Source organism: Duganella sp. CY15W (genome assembly GCF_009857555.1).
In the GTDB taxonomy this organism is placed as follows: Bacteria; Pseudomonadota; Gammaproteobacteria; order Burkholderiales; family Burkholderiaceae_D; genus Rugamonas; species Rugamonas sacchari.
On the sequence record NZ_WWCQ01000001.1, the window covers coordinates 472,553 to 488,129 of the forward strand.

The 15,577-nt window shown below is 60.5% G+C and carries 13 protein-coding genes; 11 read left to right on the forward strand and 2 right to left on the reverse strand.

The features are described from left to right. The first annotated feature begins 19 nt into the window (after positions 1 to 19). From GTP58_RS02190 to GTP58_RS02205, 4 genes are all read left to right on the forward strand, one after another. Positions 20 to 775 (forward strand): M15 family metallopeptidase, encoded by a 756-nt coding sequence (locus GTP58_RS02190; RefSeq protein WP_161076093.1) that lies wholly within the window; start codon positions 20 to 22, stop codon positions 773 to 775. Positions 776 to 875: 100 nt separating this feature from the next. After that, positions 876 to 4,424 (forward strand): type VI secretion system membrane subunit TssM, encoded by a 3,549-nt coding sequence (gene tssM, locus GTP58_RS02195; RefSeq protein ID WP_229215399.1) that lies wholly within the window; start codon positions 876 to 878, stop codon positions 4,422 to 4,424. Continuing rightward, positions 4,421 to 5,368: a type VI secretion system-associated protein TagF gene (gene tagF, locus GTP58_RS02200; protein ID WP_161076094.1), complete on the forward strand. Its 948-nt coding sequence runs from the start codon at positions 4,421 to 4,423 to the stop codon at positions 5,366 to 5,368. The genes tssM and tagF overlap by 4 nt, the downstream gene beginning before the upstream one ends. Before the next feature lie 10 nt (positions 5,369 to 5,378). Next, a complete protein-coding gene (locus GTP58_RS02205) occupies positions 5,379 to 6,128 on the forward strand; it encodes an OmpA family protein (RefSeq protein WP_072780771.1) in 750 nt (249 codons plus the stop codon). Here the strand turns inward: GTP58_RS02205 and icmH are convergent, their stop codons facing one another. Together icmH and tssK are read right to left on the reverse strand one after the other, a co-directional pair. Further along, positions 6,129 to 6,911, reverse strand: a complete 783-nt coding sequence (gene icmH / locus GTP58_RS02210) for a type IVB secretion system protein IcmH/DotU (RefSeq protein ID WP_161076095.1) — start codon at positions 6,909 to 6,911, stop codon at positions 6,129 to 6,131. Continuing rightward, positions 6,908 to 8,239, reverse strand: coding sequence for a type VI secretion system baseplate subunit TssK (tssK, locus tag GTP58_RS02215; RefSeq protein WP_072780768.1), 1,332 nt, complete (start codon positions 8,237 to 8,239; stop codon positions 6,908 to 6,910). The genes icmH and tssK overlap by 4 nt, the downstream gene beginning before the upstream one ends. Positions 8,240 to 8,420: 181 nt before the next feature. Here tssK and GTP58_RS02220 point away from each other — a divergent pair, with 181 nt between their 5' ends. The 7 genes from GTP58_RS02220 (at position 8,421) to tssA (ending at position 15,481) form a co-directional block, all read left to right on the forward strand. Then, positions 8,421 to 9,020, forward strand: coding sequence for a M48 family metallopeptidase (locus tag GTP58_RS02220; RefSeq protein WP_161076096.1), 600 nt, complete (start codon positions 8,421 to 8,423; stop codon positions 9,018 to 9,020). A 9-nt stretch (positions 9,021 to 9,029) separates the two neighbouring features. Beyond that, positions 9,030 to 9,524: a type VI secretion system contractile sheath small subunit gene (tssB, locus tag GTP58_RS02225; protein WP_161076097.1), complete on the forward strand. Its 495-nt coding sequence runs from the start codon at positions 9,030 to 9,032 to the stop codon at positions 9,522 to 9,524. A 1-nt stretch (position 9,525) separates the two neighbouring features. After that, positions 9,526 to 11,013 carry a type VI secretion system contractile sheath large subunit gene (tssC, locus tag GTP58_RS02230; RefSeq protein WP_161076098.1) on the forward strand — a complete coding sequence of 496 codons (1,488 nt, stop codon included), beginning with the start codon at positions 9,526 to 9,528 and terminating at the stop codon, positions 11,011 to 11,013. A gap of 25 nt (positions 11,014 to 11,038) precedes the next feature. After that, entirely contained in the window at positions 11,039 to 11,530 is a 492-nt protein-coding gene (locus GTP58_RS02235) for a type VI secretion system tube protein Hcp (RefSeq protein ID WP_072780762.1), read from the forward strand. 91 nt (positions 11,531 to 11,621) lie between these two features. After that, positions 11,622 to 12,080, forward strand: a complete 459-nt coding sequence (gene tssE / locus GTP58_RS02240) for a type VI secretion system baseplate subunit TssE (RefSeq protein WP_072780760.1) — start codon at positions 11,622 to 11,624, stop codon at positions 12,078 to 12,080. Next, positions 12,077 to 14,635 (forward strand): type VI secretion system ATPase TssH, encoded by a 2,559-nt coding sequence (gene tssH / locus GTP58_RS02245; RefSeq protein ID WP_161076099.1) that lies wholly within the window; start codon positions 12,077 to 12,079, stop codon positions 14,633 to 14,635. The genes tssE and tssH overlap by 4 nt, the downstream gene beginning before the upstream one ends. A 9-nt stretch (positions 14,636 to 14,644) precedes the next feature. Continuing rightward, complete coding sequence (gene tssA / locus GTP58_RS02250) at positions 14,645 to 15,481, forward strand: type VI secretion system protein TssA (protein ID WP_161076100.1); 837 nt, start codon at positions 14,645 to 14,647, stop codon at positions 15,479 to 15,481. The last annotated feature ends 96 nt before the right edge of the window (positions 15,482 to 15,577 follow it).

A 15,577-nucleotide genomic window follows, 5' to 3' on the forward strand; every position in this document is an offset into this window, starting at 1 on the left:
CGTTTTGATGGAGCGCACCATGTTTCTCTTTTTCATGCTGCTGTTCTTCCTGCTGACGTGTCTGGGCGCCTGGCTGTTGCTGTTTCCCGGCGGGCGCGAGGTGGTGATGCAGACGATCGATGTGGCTGGCCGCAGCATCGGGCGGCGCATGCTGCATCGGCGCTCACTGTTTGTCTTGGCGGCTGCGGTGCTGTTGACGGTGCCGCCGTTGCTGGCGCTGCTGCTCAGCGGCCGCATCGCGCTGTCGGGTTACGACAGCGATACCCACGCCATCAATGACCACATTGCGGGCTTGCTGCAAGGTGAGCAGCTCAGTGCGCCCGCGCCCTTGCCGCCGGTGGCCTTTTCCACTGCCGAAGTCACGCTGCTGCGCCCCATGCTGGAGAGCGCAAACCGCAACTGGCAGCAGCTCGATCCCGCGTTTGCGCAGCGGCTGCTGGTGGTCTTCAACATCATGAAAGAGCGCCATGGTTATGACATGGCGATACTGGAGGGGTATCGCAGTCCGGAGCGGCAAAACACGCTGGCGGCGGCAGGTCCGGGCGTGACCAACGCCAAAGCGTTCCAGAGCTATCACCAGTTTGGCCTTGCGGCGGACTGTGGATTTTTACGCGACGGCCGGCTGGTGATCTCGGAAAAAGATCCATGGGCGATGCGCGGCTATCAGCTCTATGGCCAGACAGCGGAAGCGCTCGGCCTGCATTGGGGCGGGCGCTGGACCATGATGGATTTCGGCCACACCGAATTGCGTGTGGCAGGTGTCGTCAAGCATTAAACGCTATTGTTCTTGCGCAAGAATTCCCGGCTTTATTGATGGCAACATCGATCTGGTCCGCCCGTCACCTGGGCGTTGCGGTCTTCGCCGGACATTCTCTATGCTGCGCAGAACCTGGGATTTTCTGACTGACAGCCGCCACCTCACTGTGCTGGGCATGCTAGCGATGGCGGCGTTCTTTTATCTCGGCGCCCAAGTGCTGGAGCTGGCGCTGATATGGGCGCTGGCCGCGATGGCGTTGATGCTGGCGCTGGCCGGCGCGGTGTGGTGGTGGCGCCGCTGGCGCGCGCGGCGCGAGTCGGCCCGGCTGGGCGAAGCCATCGTGGATGCTTCCGTCGCGGAGGTGAAAGCGATCCGCGATAATTTGCTGAAGGCGATCGACACCATCAAAGGCTCCCGGCTGGGTATCGTCTCCGGCGCGCAGGCCTTGTACGAACTGCCGTGGTATATGCTGATCGGGAATCCGGCGGCGGGCAAGAGCACGGCGGTCGGCAACTCTGGTTTGCAGTTTCCTTTCGCTGACGGCAAAGTGCTGCAAGGCGTGGGCGGTACGCGCAACTGCGACTGGTTCTTCACGACCGAAGGCATTCTGCTGGATACCGCAGGCCGCTACGCTGTGCAGGAGGAACACCGCGCCGAGTGGTTTGGTTTTCTGGGGCTGCTGAAAAAGTACCGCCGCCGTGCGCCGATCAACGGCATCATCATCGCGGTGAGCATTGCCGAGCTGCGGGGCGATGACCCCGAACTTGGGATTCAGCTGGCCCGTAGCCTGCGCAAGCGGGTGCAGGATCTGATTGAGCGCCTGGAAGTCTACGCGCCAGTGTATGTGGTCTTCACCAAGGCGGACCTGATTGCGGGCTTTGGCGACTTCTTCGCCCAGGCCGACCGCAATGAGCGGGAGCGCGTGTGGGGCGCGACCATGCCGTATCAGCGCAAGACTACTAGCCAGCAGGTGATGGCGTTCTTCGATCACGCTTTCGATGAGCTGTGCGATGGCTTGAAAGCTCTCAGCCTGGCGAACATGGGCCAGCAGCGGCGTGGACGTATCGAGCCGGGTGTGTTCACCTTCCCGCAGGAGTTTTCGACCATACGTGCACCGTTGCGCGCATTTCTTGTCACGCTGTTTGAAGAGAATCCGTTCCAGTTCAAGCCCGTGTTTCGCGGCTTTTATTTCACCAGCGCGCTACAGGAAGGCATGCCGCGCTGCGAACAGGCGCAACGCGTGGCCAAGCGGTTTTCCTTGACTGTGCCGGATGCTCCCGTGACGGCGGGAGAAGGGCACGCGGGTTTCTTCCTGCTGCAGCTGTTCCGCAAAGTGATTTTTGCGGACAAGGATCTGGTTTCGCAGTATGCCAGCAAGACCCGGTTGCGCTTGAAGTACACCGCCTTCTTTGCGGCTGTGCTGTTGCTGGGCGCATCGCTGGGTGGGTGGAGCTGGTCGTACATGGCGAACCGCCAGTTGGTCAGCAATGTGCAGGCGGATCTCGACAAGGTCACCAAACTGCAGGCCAAACGGATCGATCTGCAATCACGGCTGGAAGCGCTGGAGATTATGCAGGACCGTATCGCGCAGCTTGAAAAATATCGCGCAGCGCGTCCGTGGTCGTTGCGCATGGGTCTTTATCAGGGCGAACTGCTGGAGCGTAAGCTGCGGGAGGAGTACTTCGCTGGCGTGAAGAATGTCATGCTGATGCCAGTCGTCGCGAACCTTGAGATGCTGCTCTCCGAATTCAAGCCTGGCTCGCAAAATGTCGATGAGGCGTATAACGCGCTCAAGAGCTATCTGATGCTGGCCGATAAATCGCATGCCGAAGCGACACACCTGAACGACCAGCTGCCACGCCACTGGCGCGCATGGCTGGAAAACAATCGCGGAACAATGCCGCGCGAGCTGATGATACACAGCGCGGAGCGGTTGATGAGTTTTTATCTCAGCCAGATTCCCGACCCAGCCTGGCCGCGTATCGAACCACGGCTGGTACTGGTGGACCAGGCGCGTGAAAGCCTGCGTCGCGTGGTGCGCGGCATGCCGGCGCGTGAGCGCGTGTATGTCGAAATCCGCACCCGTGCCAATACGCGCTTCGCTGCGATGACGGTAGCACGCGCGGTTGGTGAGCAGGATCAGGCGCTGGTCACGGGTAGCTATGCCGTGCCGGGCGCTTACACGCGCGAGGCCTGGGAGAAGTTCGTGAAGGACGCGATCCGCGAAGCGGCCAACCATGAGCTGCAAAGCGTGGACTGGGTGCTCAAGACTGTCGCGCGTGATGATCTGACGCTGGAAGGCAGCCCGGAACAGATCCAGAAAAATCTGACTGAACTCTACAAGGCGGACTATGCACGCGAGTGGCAGAAGTTCCTGCAAGGCGTGAATGTCGCCAATCTGAATGGACTCGATGCCGCTGTCGCAGCCATGAACCGGCTGGGTGATCCGCAGTCTTCGCCCATATCGCGCGTGCTCACGGCGATTCATGAGCAAACCGCGTGGGATAGCCAAGGTGTTGTAGCTGCACAGGTGCAGACAGGCTTGATCCACTGGATCAAATACAGCTTGTTGCGACAGACGCCGGCGCCGTTCACTGTGCAGCTGGATGCAAAGGCGCCAGCTGGGCAGGACCTTACTGGCCTGGGCCGGCTGCTGGCCGCAAAAGAACCGTCACTGATGCGCGGCTATCTGGATGCGCTGTCCAAACTGCGCAGCCGTTTGAATCAGCTCAAAAACCAGGGAGATGCCGGACCTGGCGCACGGCAGCTAATGCAGCAGACATTGGAAGGCAATGGCTCCGAGCTAAGCGATGCACTGCGCTATGTCGATGAGCAGATGCTGGCCGGGATGACCGATGCGCAGAAACAGGGCCTGCGCCCTGTTCTTGTCCGGCCGCTGATGCAGACGTTTGCCGTGCTGATTCCCTCGGTGGAGGCGGAATTGAACAAGACCTGGTCAGCGCAGGTGTATCGGCCTTTCCAGCAATCGCTGGCGGATAAATATCCATTCGCGCCGACGGCGCGGATAGAAGCGGCCAATTCAGAGATCGCGCAGTTCTTTGGCCCCGATGGCGCCATCGCCAAATTCGCCAATAGCGCAATGGGGCCGCTGGTGCTGCGGCGCGGCGATGCGCTGGCGCCGCGCACCTGGGCTGATATGGGCATTGCCTTGTCACCGCAGACGATCGCGCGCTTTGCGTCATGGATCGCGCCCATGGGGGCGAGCGCCAATGCGCAGACCATTTTCCAGATCCAGCCCATGCCGGCACCCGGAACGCAGGAGTACACGGTGGAGATAGACGGCCAGCAGCTCCGTTACCGCAACACGCCAGCCCAGTGGGCCAGTATGGTGCACCCCAGTGCTCAGGGAATACCCGGCGCACGCATCACGGTGACGATGCTGGATGGGCGCAATGTGGATGTCGTCAATGAAGCGGGGCAGTTTGGCCTCAAGCGCATGATCGACTCGGCGGCGAAGCAGCGGCGCGACAGCGGCGAGTTTGAACTACGCTGGACCAGCGGGGCGATTACCGTGGCGATGGGTCTCAAGATCGTCAGTAGTCCTGAAAGCGGCGGCGCGCAAGGACAAGGGCAGGGCTATCGCGGCATGCAGTTGCCCGAGGTGGTTGTGGGATCGTCCGGCGCGCAAATGGGAGGTGCGCAATGAAGCGCGGCATGCAGATGGCCCGCGTCGGCTATTTCGGCAAACTGGCTGCGCGTAGCGATTTTGTGAAAGCGGTGGATAACCTGGCGCTGGCCAGCCTGCTGGACGACTGGCTGGCCGATGTCATGAATCTGCTGAGCACCGATCCCCGCTGGAAACTGAATTACGATGCCACGCGGCCTTTGCATTTCGCCTTCGTCGGCACGCGCAGCCGGTGCGCCGTAGCGGGGCATCTGGTCGCCAGTGCAGACAGCTCCCAGCGGCGCTATCCATTTCTCGGCATGAGCGCTATCGAGGTTGACGATCCTTCCGTCTTCATTTCGCGCTGTCCGCTGATATTTTCGCCGTTGTGGGATACGCTAGAAGAACTGACGCGCGAAGTGCTGGCGGCGCAGCAGCCTGCCGCTGCACTACATACACTCGCTGGAACGCTGATTGAAGTCCCCTCTGCCGATCAACCGTCTTTCGGCGATTTCCTTGATGGCTATACCATCGCGGCGATGGAAGCCGTACTGCCAGGGGGCTGTGTACGCCGCGTCATTCTGGCCATCGCATTACTACTGGAGCCGGTGAAGCGTGCCAGGGCAGGCCGGCTGGAAAAAAGCCTGGTACTACCGTTGCCGTCGTCGCCGCAGCTACGCTATCGGGTCGCGGCTTTCTGGCTGGACCTGATCGTCCCGTTTCTCCAGCAAGCGGATTATGAACTCAGCCTGTTTCTGACCCAGCAGCCATCGCTGGTTGTCGGCTTTAGTGGCGCTGCGCCGGAAGTGTTAGCCGCCATTATGGACCCGCAAAGCGCAACCGAACATCAAATCAATCTGAATGACACCGGCTGGGTCGATGAGGCGATGGGTAACGCACAGGCACAAAAGCTGTCGGCGTACCTGGAGCAGGGCCAGTTATCGCTGCGCTCTGCGCAGGCGCTGTTCCACGAAACCTTTTTTTGAGAGGTGTTTCATGCTCAAGATCTTGACGTTACTGACGCTGCTGACATCCGTCGCCGCCGCGCAAACACCCGGCCAGATTGTCGCCACCGGCGCCGTGCCGGATGAAGCCAGCAAGGCGGGCGTACTGGCGCAGTTGCGGGCGCTGTATGGCGCAGACCGCGTGGTGGACCAGCTGACCATCGCACAGGTATCGTTACCGCCTAACTGGAACGCTTATGTGCAAAAGCTGATTAGTCCCAACCTCAAACTGGTCAGCAAGGGGGAGTTGAAAATCGATGGCACCAACGTTACGCTGCGCGGCGAGGTGGCAAACGAGGTGCAGCGGCAGCAGATCGCCAGCGACATCGCTACCGTGCTCAATCCCAGCTACACAGTGAACAATGGCCTGCGTGTCAGCGCAGCCGAGCAGAATCTGCTGGATACGACGCTGGCCCGGCGCATCATCGAATTCGAGAGCGGCAGGGCGACACTGACTTCATCCGGAAAAACCATACTCGATGAGATGGCATTGGCGATGCAAAAAGTCAAAGGCAAGAGGGTGGAGGTTATCGGTCATACGGATAACGTCGGCCTGCGGGACAGCAACCTTGCGCTCAGCCAGGCGCGCGCGGAAGCGGTGAGGACCTATTTGTCTGGACGGGGAATCAGTCCGGAGATGGTGCTGGTGTCAGGCCAGGGGCCAGATCGCCCCGTGGCGGACAACACCAGCGCGGAAGGCCGTGCGCGCAACCGGCGGATTGAATTCCGCGTAGCGCAGTAGCTAGGGTAAAGTGATGGTCACGTAAGCTGGACGCGGCGCCAGCTTCACCAGGTCTGAATATGCCGCCAGCGTGGTTTGCGTGCTGCTGGACAGCGACGCATCCAGCGCGATATAGACGCTCAATCCTATCGCCCCAAACACGGCGGCCATTGCCCACAGCGGCGTATTGGAACGCAGCTTGTGCACGATCTGGTCCGGCCGTTCCGCTTGTGGCGCAAAGCCTTTGCTTTTGCCTTGCATGTGCGCGATCTCTTCGCCCAGACGCGCGGTCAGGTAGGCCAGCTTGTCGCTCGCGTCCAGCGTGTACTTGCCACGGAAGCCGATCAGCAAACACATATGGAACACCTGCAGTGCTGCCAGCCTGTTGCTGCCCGCGCTGCGTAGCGCTTCCAGGCGATCAAAGAAATGCTCGCCAGCGAGTTGATCGCCAAAGATCACCAGTTGCAGCGGCCTGCGCTCCCACGCAAAGCGCATGGAGAATTGCGACGACAGGATGATTTCATCCAGCGCCGCACAAAATGCGTATTTGGCGTCGTCGATATCCTGGCCGCCTGCTCGCAGCTTGCGCGCCTCGCCATCGAAGTCCGCCAGGTACGCTGTGATGGTGTCGAGGAGCGCGCTTTCTGATGGCGGCTCACTGCCGTTCCTGAGCATGAACAGCAGGTAGAAGCCTTCCTGCAGCAGATCGACCAGCGTGCTTACATGGCCGTAGCCCGGCTGCACCTGTTTGCGCTGACCGCCCATCAGTGTAGGAATTGCACGGCGTTCGACTGGCCGCGTCATGCTGTCACCGCGATCAGGCTGAGACGCAAGTCGCGTATGCCGGCAGGTACGTAAATCGAAATTGACTGTGCCTTGAGCATTTGCTCGTACAGCATGCCTTTGCCCTCCAATGCGAAGTAATAGGTGTCGGGCTGGATCGGTATCGCCGCCGGCACCTGCGGCGCGTGCGTGAGTTTGACGCCGGGCATGGCCGAGAGTACGCATTTCTCGACGTCGTCCGGTGCGCCAACCTTGACGCGCAGCGGAACGACTTCCACCAGCTCCAGTGCGGGAAGCGCGGCGCTCACCGCGAGATACAGCGTGGTGCGCTGGTCGATCTTTCCCGAATCAAGCTTGCCGAAGTGGTAGCTCGGTTTGTCTTCGCTGAGCGCGATGGCGAAGTATTTGGTGGAGATTACGGTATCCAGCAAGTCGCGAATGATGTCGCTCAGCGCGTAGAAGCAGGTGGCGGGATCTTCGTGGCGATAGCTGGGCAGGTCAATCAACGCATACTGTTTGGAGTAAGTCATCATGGCGCCTGCCAGTGACAGCAGCGCTTCAAACAGGCGCTCCGGATGCAGTTCTGGATTGCGGGCATAGTGCAGCAGCGTTGCCGCGGACGTGCTCACAGTGTGCAGCAGCCAGAACGACGACACGTCGCCCGAGCGGAACTCAATCACATTGCGGCTGGGTTCACGCATATGGCCTTGCAGCGATTGCACCTTGGCCTGGAGCGCATCCAGCAGGCGGTCCAGCACGGCCTTGAGCGCCGGCGCGCTATCGATGGAGAGGGCGGGAGGAATGAATGCGGGATCTGCTTCAAAGCCGCCCGTGACTGTGCGCCGCAACCGTATCACCGGCACGCATTCAAATGCGCCCAGCGGTTCCAGGTCCGACAACAGCCTCACTGCGCTGTTGAGGAAACTGACCTCCGTGCTCACGGCTTGCGTGTACAGGTCGGCCATGTTCCGGCTGGCCTGCCGGTAGCGCCCACCTTGGGCATCCGCGTTGCTGGCGCCTGCCACCAGCAACGGCAGTGCCGCGTACCAGCTGACTTCCATGACATTGGCTGGAATGCGCGCCAAATCGACTGGTTCGGGCAAAGGAACGCTGGACGGCGCATCGATGATTTCGCCATCGCGGAAGATCAGCGACAGTGTCTCCAGCCGCAGTTTCCCCGCCCTGAGTGCATCGTTATCCCAGGCGATTTCACGTACACCCCACAGACAGGGATGCAGCGTTTGCACCGTATGGCGCAGGCGCGCTTCGTGGTACTGGTCCTGCTGCTGGAAGTGCTGCGGCCGCAAAAACAGGCCCTCTCCCCACAAGACTTTGGATGGAATGCTCATGCTGTCTCCCATGGTTGATCGTGCAGACGATCCGTCCATTAGAGCGAAACCTTCAGGCTGAATATTTGCGTCTGCGCAAGCAAAAAGGAAACCAACCAGTACTTGCGTAAGCGCAATTGTTCCTCACGGCATTCCTGAATAATGACCATCTTCCTGCCCGCTTATGCAAAAGGAGAAAGCGATGAGAACCCAGAGTTTGCCCTACATCGTCAGCCTGTTACTGCTATCGGCTTGCGCGACAGACGGTGCTGCCATCCGCATCGACAAGCCGCAGCCCGCCACGCTGGATCGCGCGCTGGCGGAGGCCGACACTGCGCTCAGTGGCGGCCATACCGACAAGGCGCAGACCATACTGAAAGCTGCTGCGGCCAGCTACCCATCCGACAAAACACCTTGGCTGCACATGGCGCAAATGAAGTTTGACCGCGCCAGCTACGGTGAAGCCATCATCAACGCGCAGGAGGCCTTGCTGCGCGACCCCAACGACAAGCTTGGCCACAGCATCGTCGCGGTGAGCGGCTTGCGTCTGTCGACCAAAGCGTTGGCGGACCTGAGCCAGCAAAACAATCTCAATGGCTCCTTGCGCTCCGAAGCGCAGGACCTGGCCAAGCTGCTGCGTACCAGCCTTGGTGAAGATGTGCTGGTGCCGGGGGCGAATTCCGCCGCGCGCAAACCGGCGCCGCAAACGCCTGCGAAGAAAAGTACGGCTCCCGCTTCCGGCGTGACGCCAAAAACCGGCAATCAATCTAACAGCAGCGATCCCTTTGGTGGACTGAAATAAGGAGCTTGTATGGCTAACGGTGACAGCATTCAAAAGCGTCTGGGCAGGATTCGTCCGCCGCGCGTGCAGATGACCTACGACGTCGAGATTGGCGACGCGATGGAAAACAAGGAACTGCCGTTTGTGGTGGGCGTGGTCGGCGACTTTGGCGGCAATTCGGAAGTCGAGAAGAAGCGTCTCAAGGACCGCAAGTTCGTCAGCATCGACAGCGACAATTTCGACGAGGTGCTGAGCGGCGTCGAACCCGTCGCACGGTTCCAGGTGCCGAATCAGCTCAAGTATGACGACAGCAGCTTTAACGTCGAACTGCGGTTTAAAAGCATGGCTGACTTTCGCCCCGAGTCGATTGTGCGGCAGGTCGAACCGCTGGCGCAGTTGCTGGAGGCGCGCGGCAAACTGGCCGACCTTCTCAACAAGATCGCCGGCAATGACAAGCTGGAAGACATCCTCAACGAAGTACTGAGTAATACCGACAAGCTGGCCAGCTTGAAGAAGGGAGGCTGATATGTCCGCACAACTGAATCAGGTACAAGCCGCTGCAGCCGCCACGGAAAGCGCCGATCTGCTGGACCAGATCGTCGAGCAAAGCAAGGTCGCCAAGTCCAGCGTGGAGCATGAGCGGGCCAGGGACATCATCACGGAGCTGGTCACGCAGGTACTGGCGGGAACGGTCACTGTCTCTAACAACCTGTCGGCGACACTGGACGCGCGCATCGCCGAGCTGGATCAGCTGATTTCCGGCCAGCTCAGCGCCATTATGCATGCACCATCCTTTCAAAAGCTGGAGCAGAGCTGGACCGGCTTGCATTATCTGGTCAAGAGTTCAGCCACCGGCCCCGGTCTGAAAATCCGCGTGCTCAACGCGACCAAGCGTGAACTGGTGAAGGACTTCCAGTCGGCACTGGACTTCGACCAGAGCGTCATGTTCAAAAAAGTCTATGAAGAAGAATTCGGCACCTTCGGCGGTGCGCCATATGCAGCACTGCTGGGCGACTTTGAAATCTCGCGCCAGCCGGAGGATATGTACTTTATCGAGCAGATGTCGCATGTGGCGGCAGCGTCGCACGCGCCGTTCATCACCGCGGCGGCTCCGGAACTGTTTGGCCTTGAAAGTTATGGCGACCTGGCCAGGCCGCGCGATCTGTCCAAGGTATTCGATACCGTGGAATATGCCAAATGGAAGGCCTTCCGCGAATCCGAGGACTCCCGCTATGTGGGCCTGACGCTGCCACGCTTTCTTGGCCGCCTGCCATTCAACCCCGTCGATGGCACGACGGTGGAAGGCTTTAACTTTGTCGAGGAAGTGGATGGGACCGACCATCAGAAATACCTGTGGTGTAACGCGACCTACGCTTTCGGCGCCAAGCTGACCAAGGCCTTCGAGGACTACGGCTGGTGCGCGGCGATACGCGGTGTCGAAGGCGGTGGCCTGGTGGATGACCTGCCGACGCATACCTTCAAAACCGGCGAAGGCGAAATCGCACTCAAATGCCCGACCGAAGTCGCCATCACCGACCGCCGCGAGAAGGAACTCAGCGATCTCGGTTTCATCTCGCTGGTGCACTGCAAGAACACAGCCTATGCAGCCTTCTTTGGCGCACAGTCCGCGCAAAAGGCGCGCAAATACAGCTCGGACGCGGCAAACGCCAACGCCGTGCTGTCGTCGCAATTGCAGTACATCTTTGCGGTGTCGCGCATCGCTCACTACATGAAGGCGATGATGCGCGACAAAGTGGGCAGCTTTGCTTCCGCCTTCAACGTCGAAGACTTCCTCAATCGCTGGCTCATGAAATACGTGCTGTTGGACGACAACGCCAGCCAGGAGCAGAAAGCCCAGTTTCCGTTGCGCGAGGCATCGGTGCAGGTGCAGGAAGTCGCTGGCCGGCCGGGCGTGTTCCGTGCCGTGTCCTTCCTGCGTCCGCACTTCCAGCTGGACGAGCTCTCCGTTTCACTCCGTTTGGTCGCGGAGTTGCCGCAATCGACCAACCACTAAACCCAACAAATCAGAGGAGCATGCAATGGCAATCGACGTTTATCTGTACATTGACGGCATCAAGGGCGAATCCAGCGATGATCGTCACAAGGACTGGATCGAGTGCAAATCGGTCAGCTTCGGCGTGGAACAGCCAAAGTCCGCCACCGCCTCCACCAGTGGCGGCCATACGGCGGAACGCTGCGAACACCGCGACATCGTCATCTCCAAGCTGACCGACCTGTCGTCGCCGGTGCTGCTGCAAACCTGCTCGGCCGGCCGCACCATCCCCAAAGCCAAGTTCGAGTTCATGCGCGCGGACGCACAGGGCGAGCGTGTGAAGTACTACGAAATCGAAATTGAGAACGTGCTGATTGGCGCCGTGTCGCCAGCGGTCGAGGAAGGCGACATCCTGACCGAAGACGTCGCGTTCAAATTCTCCAAGATCAAGTGGAAGTACACGCAGCAAAAAATCAGCGGCGGCGCTGGTGGCAACACGTCCGGCGGCTGGGACCTGGCCAGCAACCGTATCGTCTGAACTTCCCCAGCGCCTGCGGCGGCATCGTGGCGACCGTCGCTGTGCGCCTTTGGCCAGGCCATCCGGCCTGGCCCTTTTTCGAAAGCATGCGATGAACGGCTTTACCCCCGGCCTGCTTGACCGTTTGTTCGGCGCAGAGCGCAACATGACGCTGGAGCAGTTCAAGGACAGTGTCGCACGCGACCTGGAAGACTTGCTGAACACCCGCTGCGCGCTGCCGGAGGAAATGATGCGCGCTTATCCCGAATGTTCCCGCTCCATTGCCAACTACGGCCTGATGGATTTCGCCGGCATGTGCCTGAACAGTAGCGATGACCGTGCCCGCATCTGCGCCGCGCTGAAGAAGACCATTGAACGCCATGAACCACGCCTGCGCAACGTGCAGACAAGGTTGGAACATCATCCCGGCACCATCAACCGCGTCAGCTTTGTTATCTACGGCACGCTGGCCGGGGTGCCACATACAGAGGCCGTCAGCTTTGACGCTGTGCTGCAACCGTCATCGCTGCATTACTCCATCAACCGCAGCGCGCGCGGAGGCCGGAAATGAATACGAATCTGAAAACGCTCATCAGTAAACTCAATGACAGCTGCCGCCTGGCGGCCACGCGGGCAGCCAACATCTGTGTCGCGCTGGGGCAGCATGAGGTGGAAGTTGAGCATCTGCTTTTGGCGCTGCTGGAGCAGGAGCGGTGCGACTTCACGCTGATCGTCAGACAGTGCGGCGTTGATCTTGACACGCTGTCGGCAGAGCTGCATCGCGAAGTCAGTCAGTTTAAAGCGGGCAGCACGCGAACGCCGGTGTTCTCGCGCCATCTGCCGTTGTTGCTCGAGCACGCGTGGTTGATCGCGTCGCTGGCGGCGCCGGCGCAAATCCGCAGCGCGCACCTGATGATCGCTTTACTGTCCGAGCCGGAGCTCAGTCAGTTGGCGCTGCGCGCCTCCGCGCAATTCGGCCGTATCCCCATCGGCGAAATCAAACATCAACTGGAGAAATACACGCATGACTCACAGGAGGAAGCAGTCGCCGATGCACCGCTTGCCCGTTGCGCGCACACGCCAGCGCTGGACTTGTACACGACAAGCCTCACGCAACAGGCGCGTGGCGGCAAGCTCGATCCTGTCATCGGGCGTGAAGGTGAAATCCGGCAGATGGTGGACATCCTGCTGCGCAGGCGCCAGAACAATCCGATACTGACTGGTGAAGCCGGTGTTGGCAAAACTGCTGTCGTGGAAGGGCTGGCGCTGCGCGTGGCGACCGGGGATGTGCCGTCAACGCTGAAGAATGTGGATATCCGCACGCTGGACATGGGCTTGTTGCAGGCTGGTGCCAGCGTCAAAGGCGAGTTTGAGAACCGGCTGAAAAGCGTTATCGATGAAGTCAAACAGAGCCCACACCCCATCATCCTGTTCATCGACGAGGCGCATACCATGATAGGCGCCGGCGGCACGGCAGGCCAGAACGATGCCGCCAACCTGCTGAAACCGGCACTGGCGCGCGGCGAGCTGCGCACCATTGCCGCCACGACGTGGAGCGAGTACAAACAGTACTTTGAAAAGGATGCAGCGCTGGCGCGGCGCTTCCAGGTCATCAAGGTGGAAGAGCCCTGCGAAGAAATCGCCTCCGCCATGCTGCGCGCAATGGCGCCGCTGATGGAGGCGCACTTCGGCGTGCGTATCCGCGACGAAGCGGTGACCGAAGCGGTTCGGCTTTCTCACCGCTATATCAGCGGCCGGCAGCTTCCCGACAAGGCAGTCAGCGTGCTGGATACCGCGTGCGCCCGCGTCGTGCTGGCACAGAGTGGTACGCCAGCCTTGATGGAGGATGCAGCGCGGCAGATGGAGCGCATCGCACAGGAGATAGCGGCATTGCAGCGGGAAGAGGGCACTGCTATGCGGCAGCGTGTCCAGCAGCTGCAAGCCGAACATGCGGCGCTGGCTGAAGAGCATACGCGGCATACCCTGCGCTGGCAGCGCGAGCAAGCCATCGTCGCCGCGATTATCCGTCTGCGGACCGATGGCGTTGACGAACAGGAGGCACGCTCGATGAAGCTGGAGCTGGCGGCACTGCAAGGCGAAACGCCGATGGTGCCACTGGACGTGGATGCTGCCTCAGTGGCCGCTATCGTCTCCGGTTGGACCGGCATCCCGCTGGGTAAAATGGTGAAGGATGAAATCAGCATGGTGCTGTCCTTGCAGGCCGCATTGCAAGCCCGGATTCTCGGCCAGCAGCATGCAATCGCCGCCGTTGCGCAACGTGTGCAGACAGCGCGCGCGAATCTGGATGACCCCAATAAGCCGAAAGGCGTTTTCCTGTTCGTCGGCCCTTCCGGCGTAGGCAAGACGGAGACGGCACTGGCACTGGCGGAGCTGTTGTATGGCGGTGAGCGCAAGCTCATCACCATCAACATGAGCGAATACCAGGAAGCGCACAGCGTCTCCGGTCTCAAAGGTTCGCCGCCTGGCTACGTGGGCTACGGCCAGGGCGGCGTGCTGACAGAAGCCGTGCGCCGCAATCCCTACAGCGTGGTGCTGCTGGATGAAATTGAAAAGGCCCATGCAGATGTGACGGAGCTGTTCTTCCAGGTGCTGGACAAAGGTGTCATGGACGACGCGGAAGGCCGCGAGATCGACTTCCGCAACACCATCATCATCGCCACGGCCAATACCGGCTCCGCAGCCATCATGCAAGCCTGCCTGAATACGGCCCGGCCTGAACCCGAGGAACTGGAGCAGCTGCTGCGCCCCCAGCTTCATCGGCATTTCAAGCCCGCCTTCCTGGGGCGGATGAAGGTGGTTCCCTACTATCCAATTGCGGATGAGGTGCTGGCGCAGATCATCGCGCTAAAGCTGAACCGCATCGGGCAGCGCATACGCGAGCACCATCACGCGGAGTTCAGCTACGAACCATCGCTGGTTGACGCCGTACTGGCGCGCTGCACGGAAGTCGATTCAGGCGCCCGCAATGTAGACCATATCCTGAATGGCACGCTGCTGCCGCAACTGGCCCAGGCGGTGCTGGAGCGGATGGCGCAGGAAGAAAAAATCCTCAGCATCCAGGTCGGCGCCAGCGATAAGGGCGAATTCAATTACGTCATCCAATAGGAGGCGCTTATGTTGAGCATCGAGCAGCTGCTACAGCCTGTCAGTGTCGGACAGCGCTGTGGCGAAGACCTGTCCTTCAGTAGCGACGTAGACGAAATCGCCCAGGCACGCCAATACGACGATCCTACGCTGGACCAGGGCGAATGGCAGACCGCACTCAAGGAAGCTAACTGGCCGTTCGTGGCCACCCGCTGCGCGACCCTGATCGCCACCCGCAGCAAAGACCTGCGCCTGGCCGTCTGGTTCGCGGAGGCGCAGGCCAGAACCCACGGCCTGCGCGGACTGGGCGAGGGCTATCAACTGCTGGCCGGCCTGTGCCAACAATACTGGGATGACCTGTACCCATTGGCCGATGGTGATGACTGCGACCAGCGCGTCGGAAATCTGTTTTGGCTGCTCACACGCACACCCGCGCTGGTGCGCGAGTGCGCGTCGCCTGCGGTGCAGGACGCCGAGTTTTGCCTGTCCGCGTTGATCCAGCTGGAGCGCGTGGTAGATACGCAACTGGGTGTCGAAGGCCCCGGTTTTACGCCGGCCAAAGATGCCTTGCAATCTGTGATTCGCAGTCTCGCGCCGCACAGCCAGTTCGTGGCGCTGGTGAGCGATGATGACGTGATCGCGCCCGTGACGACGCTGCAGGACCGCGTGCAGGCGCTGCAACAATTACGGCTGATTGCTGACTTTTTCCGCCGTACCGAACCACATAGCCCGGTGGCCTACCTTGCCGAACGCGCGGCCACTTGGGGCGAGATGCCGCTGCATGTCTGGCTGCGCGCGGTGATTAAAGACCCCGCTGCTATCGCCGGCGTGGAGGAGTTATTGGGCGCCGCGCCGCTGCCCGATTAATTTGATGCGCTGCAGCGGAAAATATTTCTTTTGAAACTATAGATTGTGGACAAATAGTGCTAGCATGGTCTGGAAAATCCAGACTTTAGCTAGGGA

Bases quoted from the DNA above. Each gene is read 5' to 3' on its own strand.
- tssC (WP_161076098.1), top strand. From the start codon at position 9,526: ATGTCCGCACAACTGAATCAGGTACAAGCCGCTGCAGCCGCCACGGAA.
- GTP58_RS02235 (WP_072780762.1), top strand. From the start codon at position 11,039: ATGGCAATCGACGTTTATCTGTACATTGACGGCATCAAGGGCGAATCC.
- tagF (WP_161076094.1), top strand. From the start codon at position 4,421: ATGAAGCGCGGCATGCAGATGGCCCGCGTCGGCTATTTCGGCAAACTG.
- icmH (WP_161076095.1), bottom strand. From the start codon at position 6,911: ATGACGCGGCCAGTCGAACGCCGTGCAATTCCTACACTGATGGGCGGT.
- tssK (WP_072780768.1), bottom strand. From the start codon at position 8,239: ATGAGCATTCCATCCAAAGTCTTGTGGGGAGAGGGCCTGTTTTTGCGG.
- GTP58_RS02220 (WP_161076096.1), top strand. From the start codon at position 8,421: ATGAGAACCCAGAGTTTGCCCTACATCGTCAGCCTGTTACTGCTATCG.
- GTP58_RS02190 (WP_161076093.1), top strand. From the start codon at position 20: ATGTTTCTCTTTTTCATGCTGCTGTTCTTCCTGCTGACGTGTCTGGGC.
- tssH (WP_161076099.1), top strand. From the start codon at position 12,077: ATGAATACGAATCTGAAAACGCTCATCAGTAAACTCAATGACAGCTGC.
- tssA (WP_161076100.1), top strand. From the start codon at position 14,645: ATGTTGAGCATCGAGCAGCTGCTACAGCCTGTCAGTGTCGGACAGCGC.
- tssE (WP_072780760.1), top strand. From the start codon at position 11,622: ATGAACGGCTTTACCCCCGGCCTGCTTGACCGTTTGTTCGGCGCAGAG.
- tssB (WP_161076097.1), top strand. From the start codon at position 9,030: ATGGCTAACGGTGACAGCATTCAAAAGCGTCTGGGCAGGATTCGTCCG.
- tssM (WP_229215399.1), top strand. From the start codon at position 876: ATGCTGCGCAGAACCTGGGATTTTCTGACTGACAGCCGCCACCTCACT.
- GTP58_RS02205 (WP_072780771.1), top strand. From the start codon at position 5,379: ATGCTCAAGATCTTGACGTTACTGACGCTGCTGACATCCGTCGCCGCC.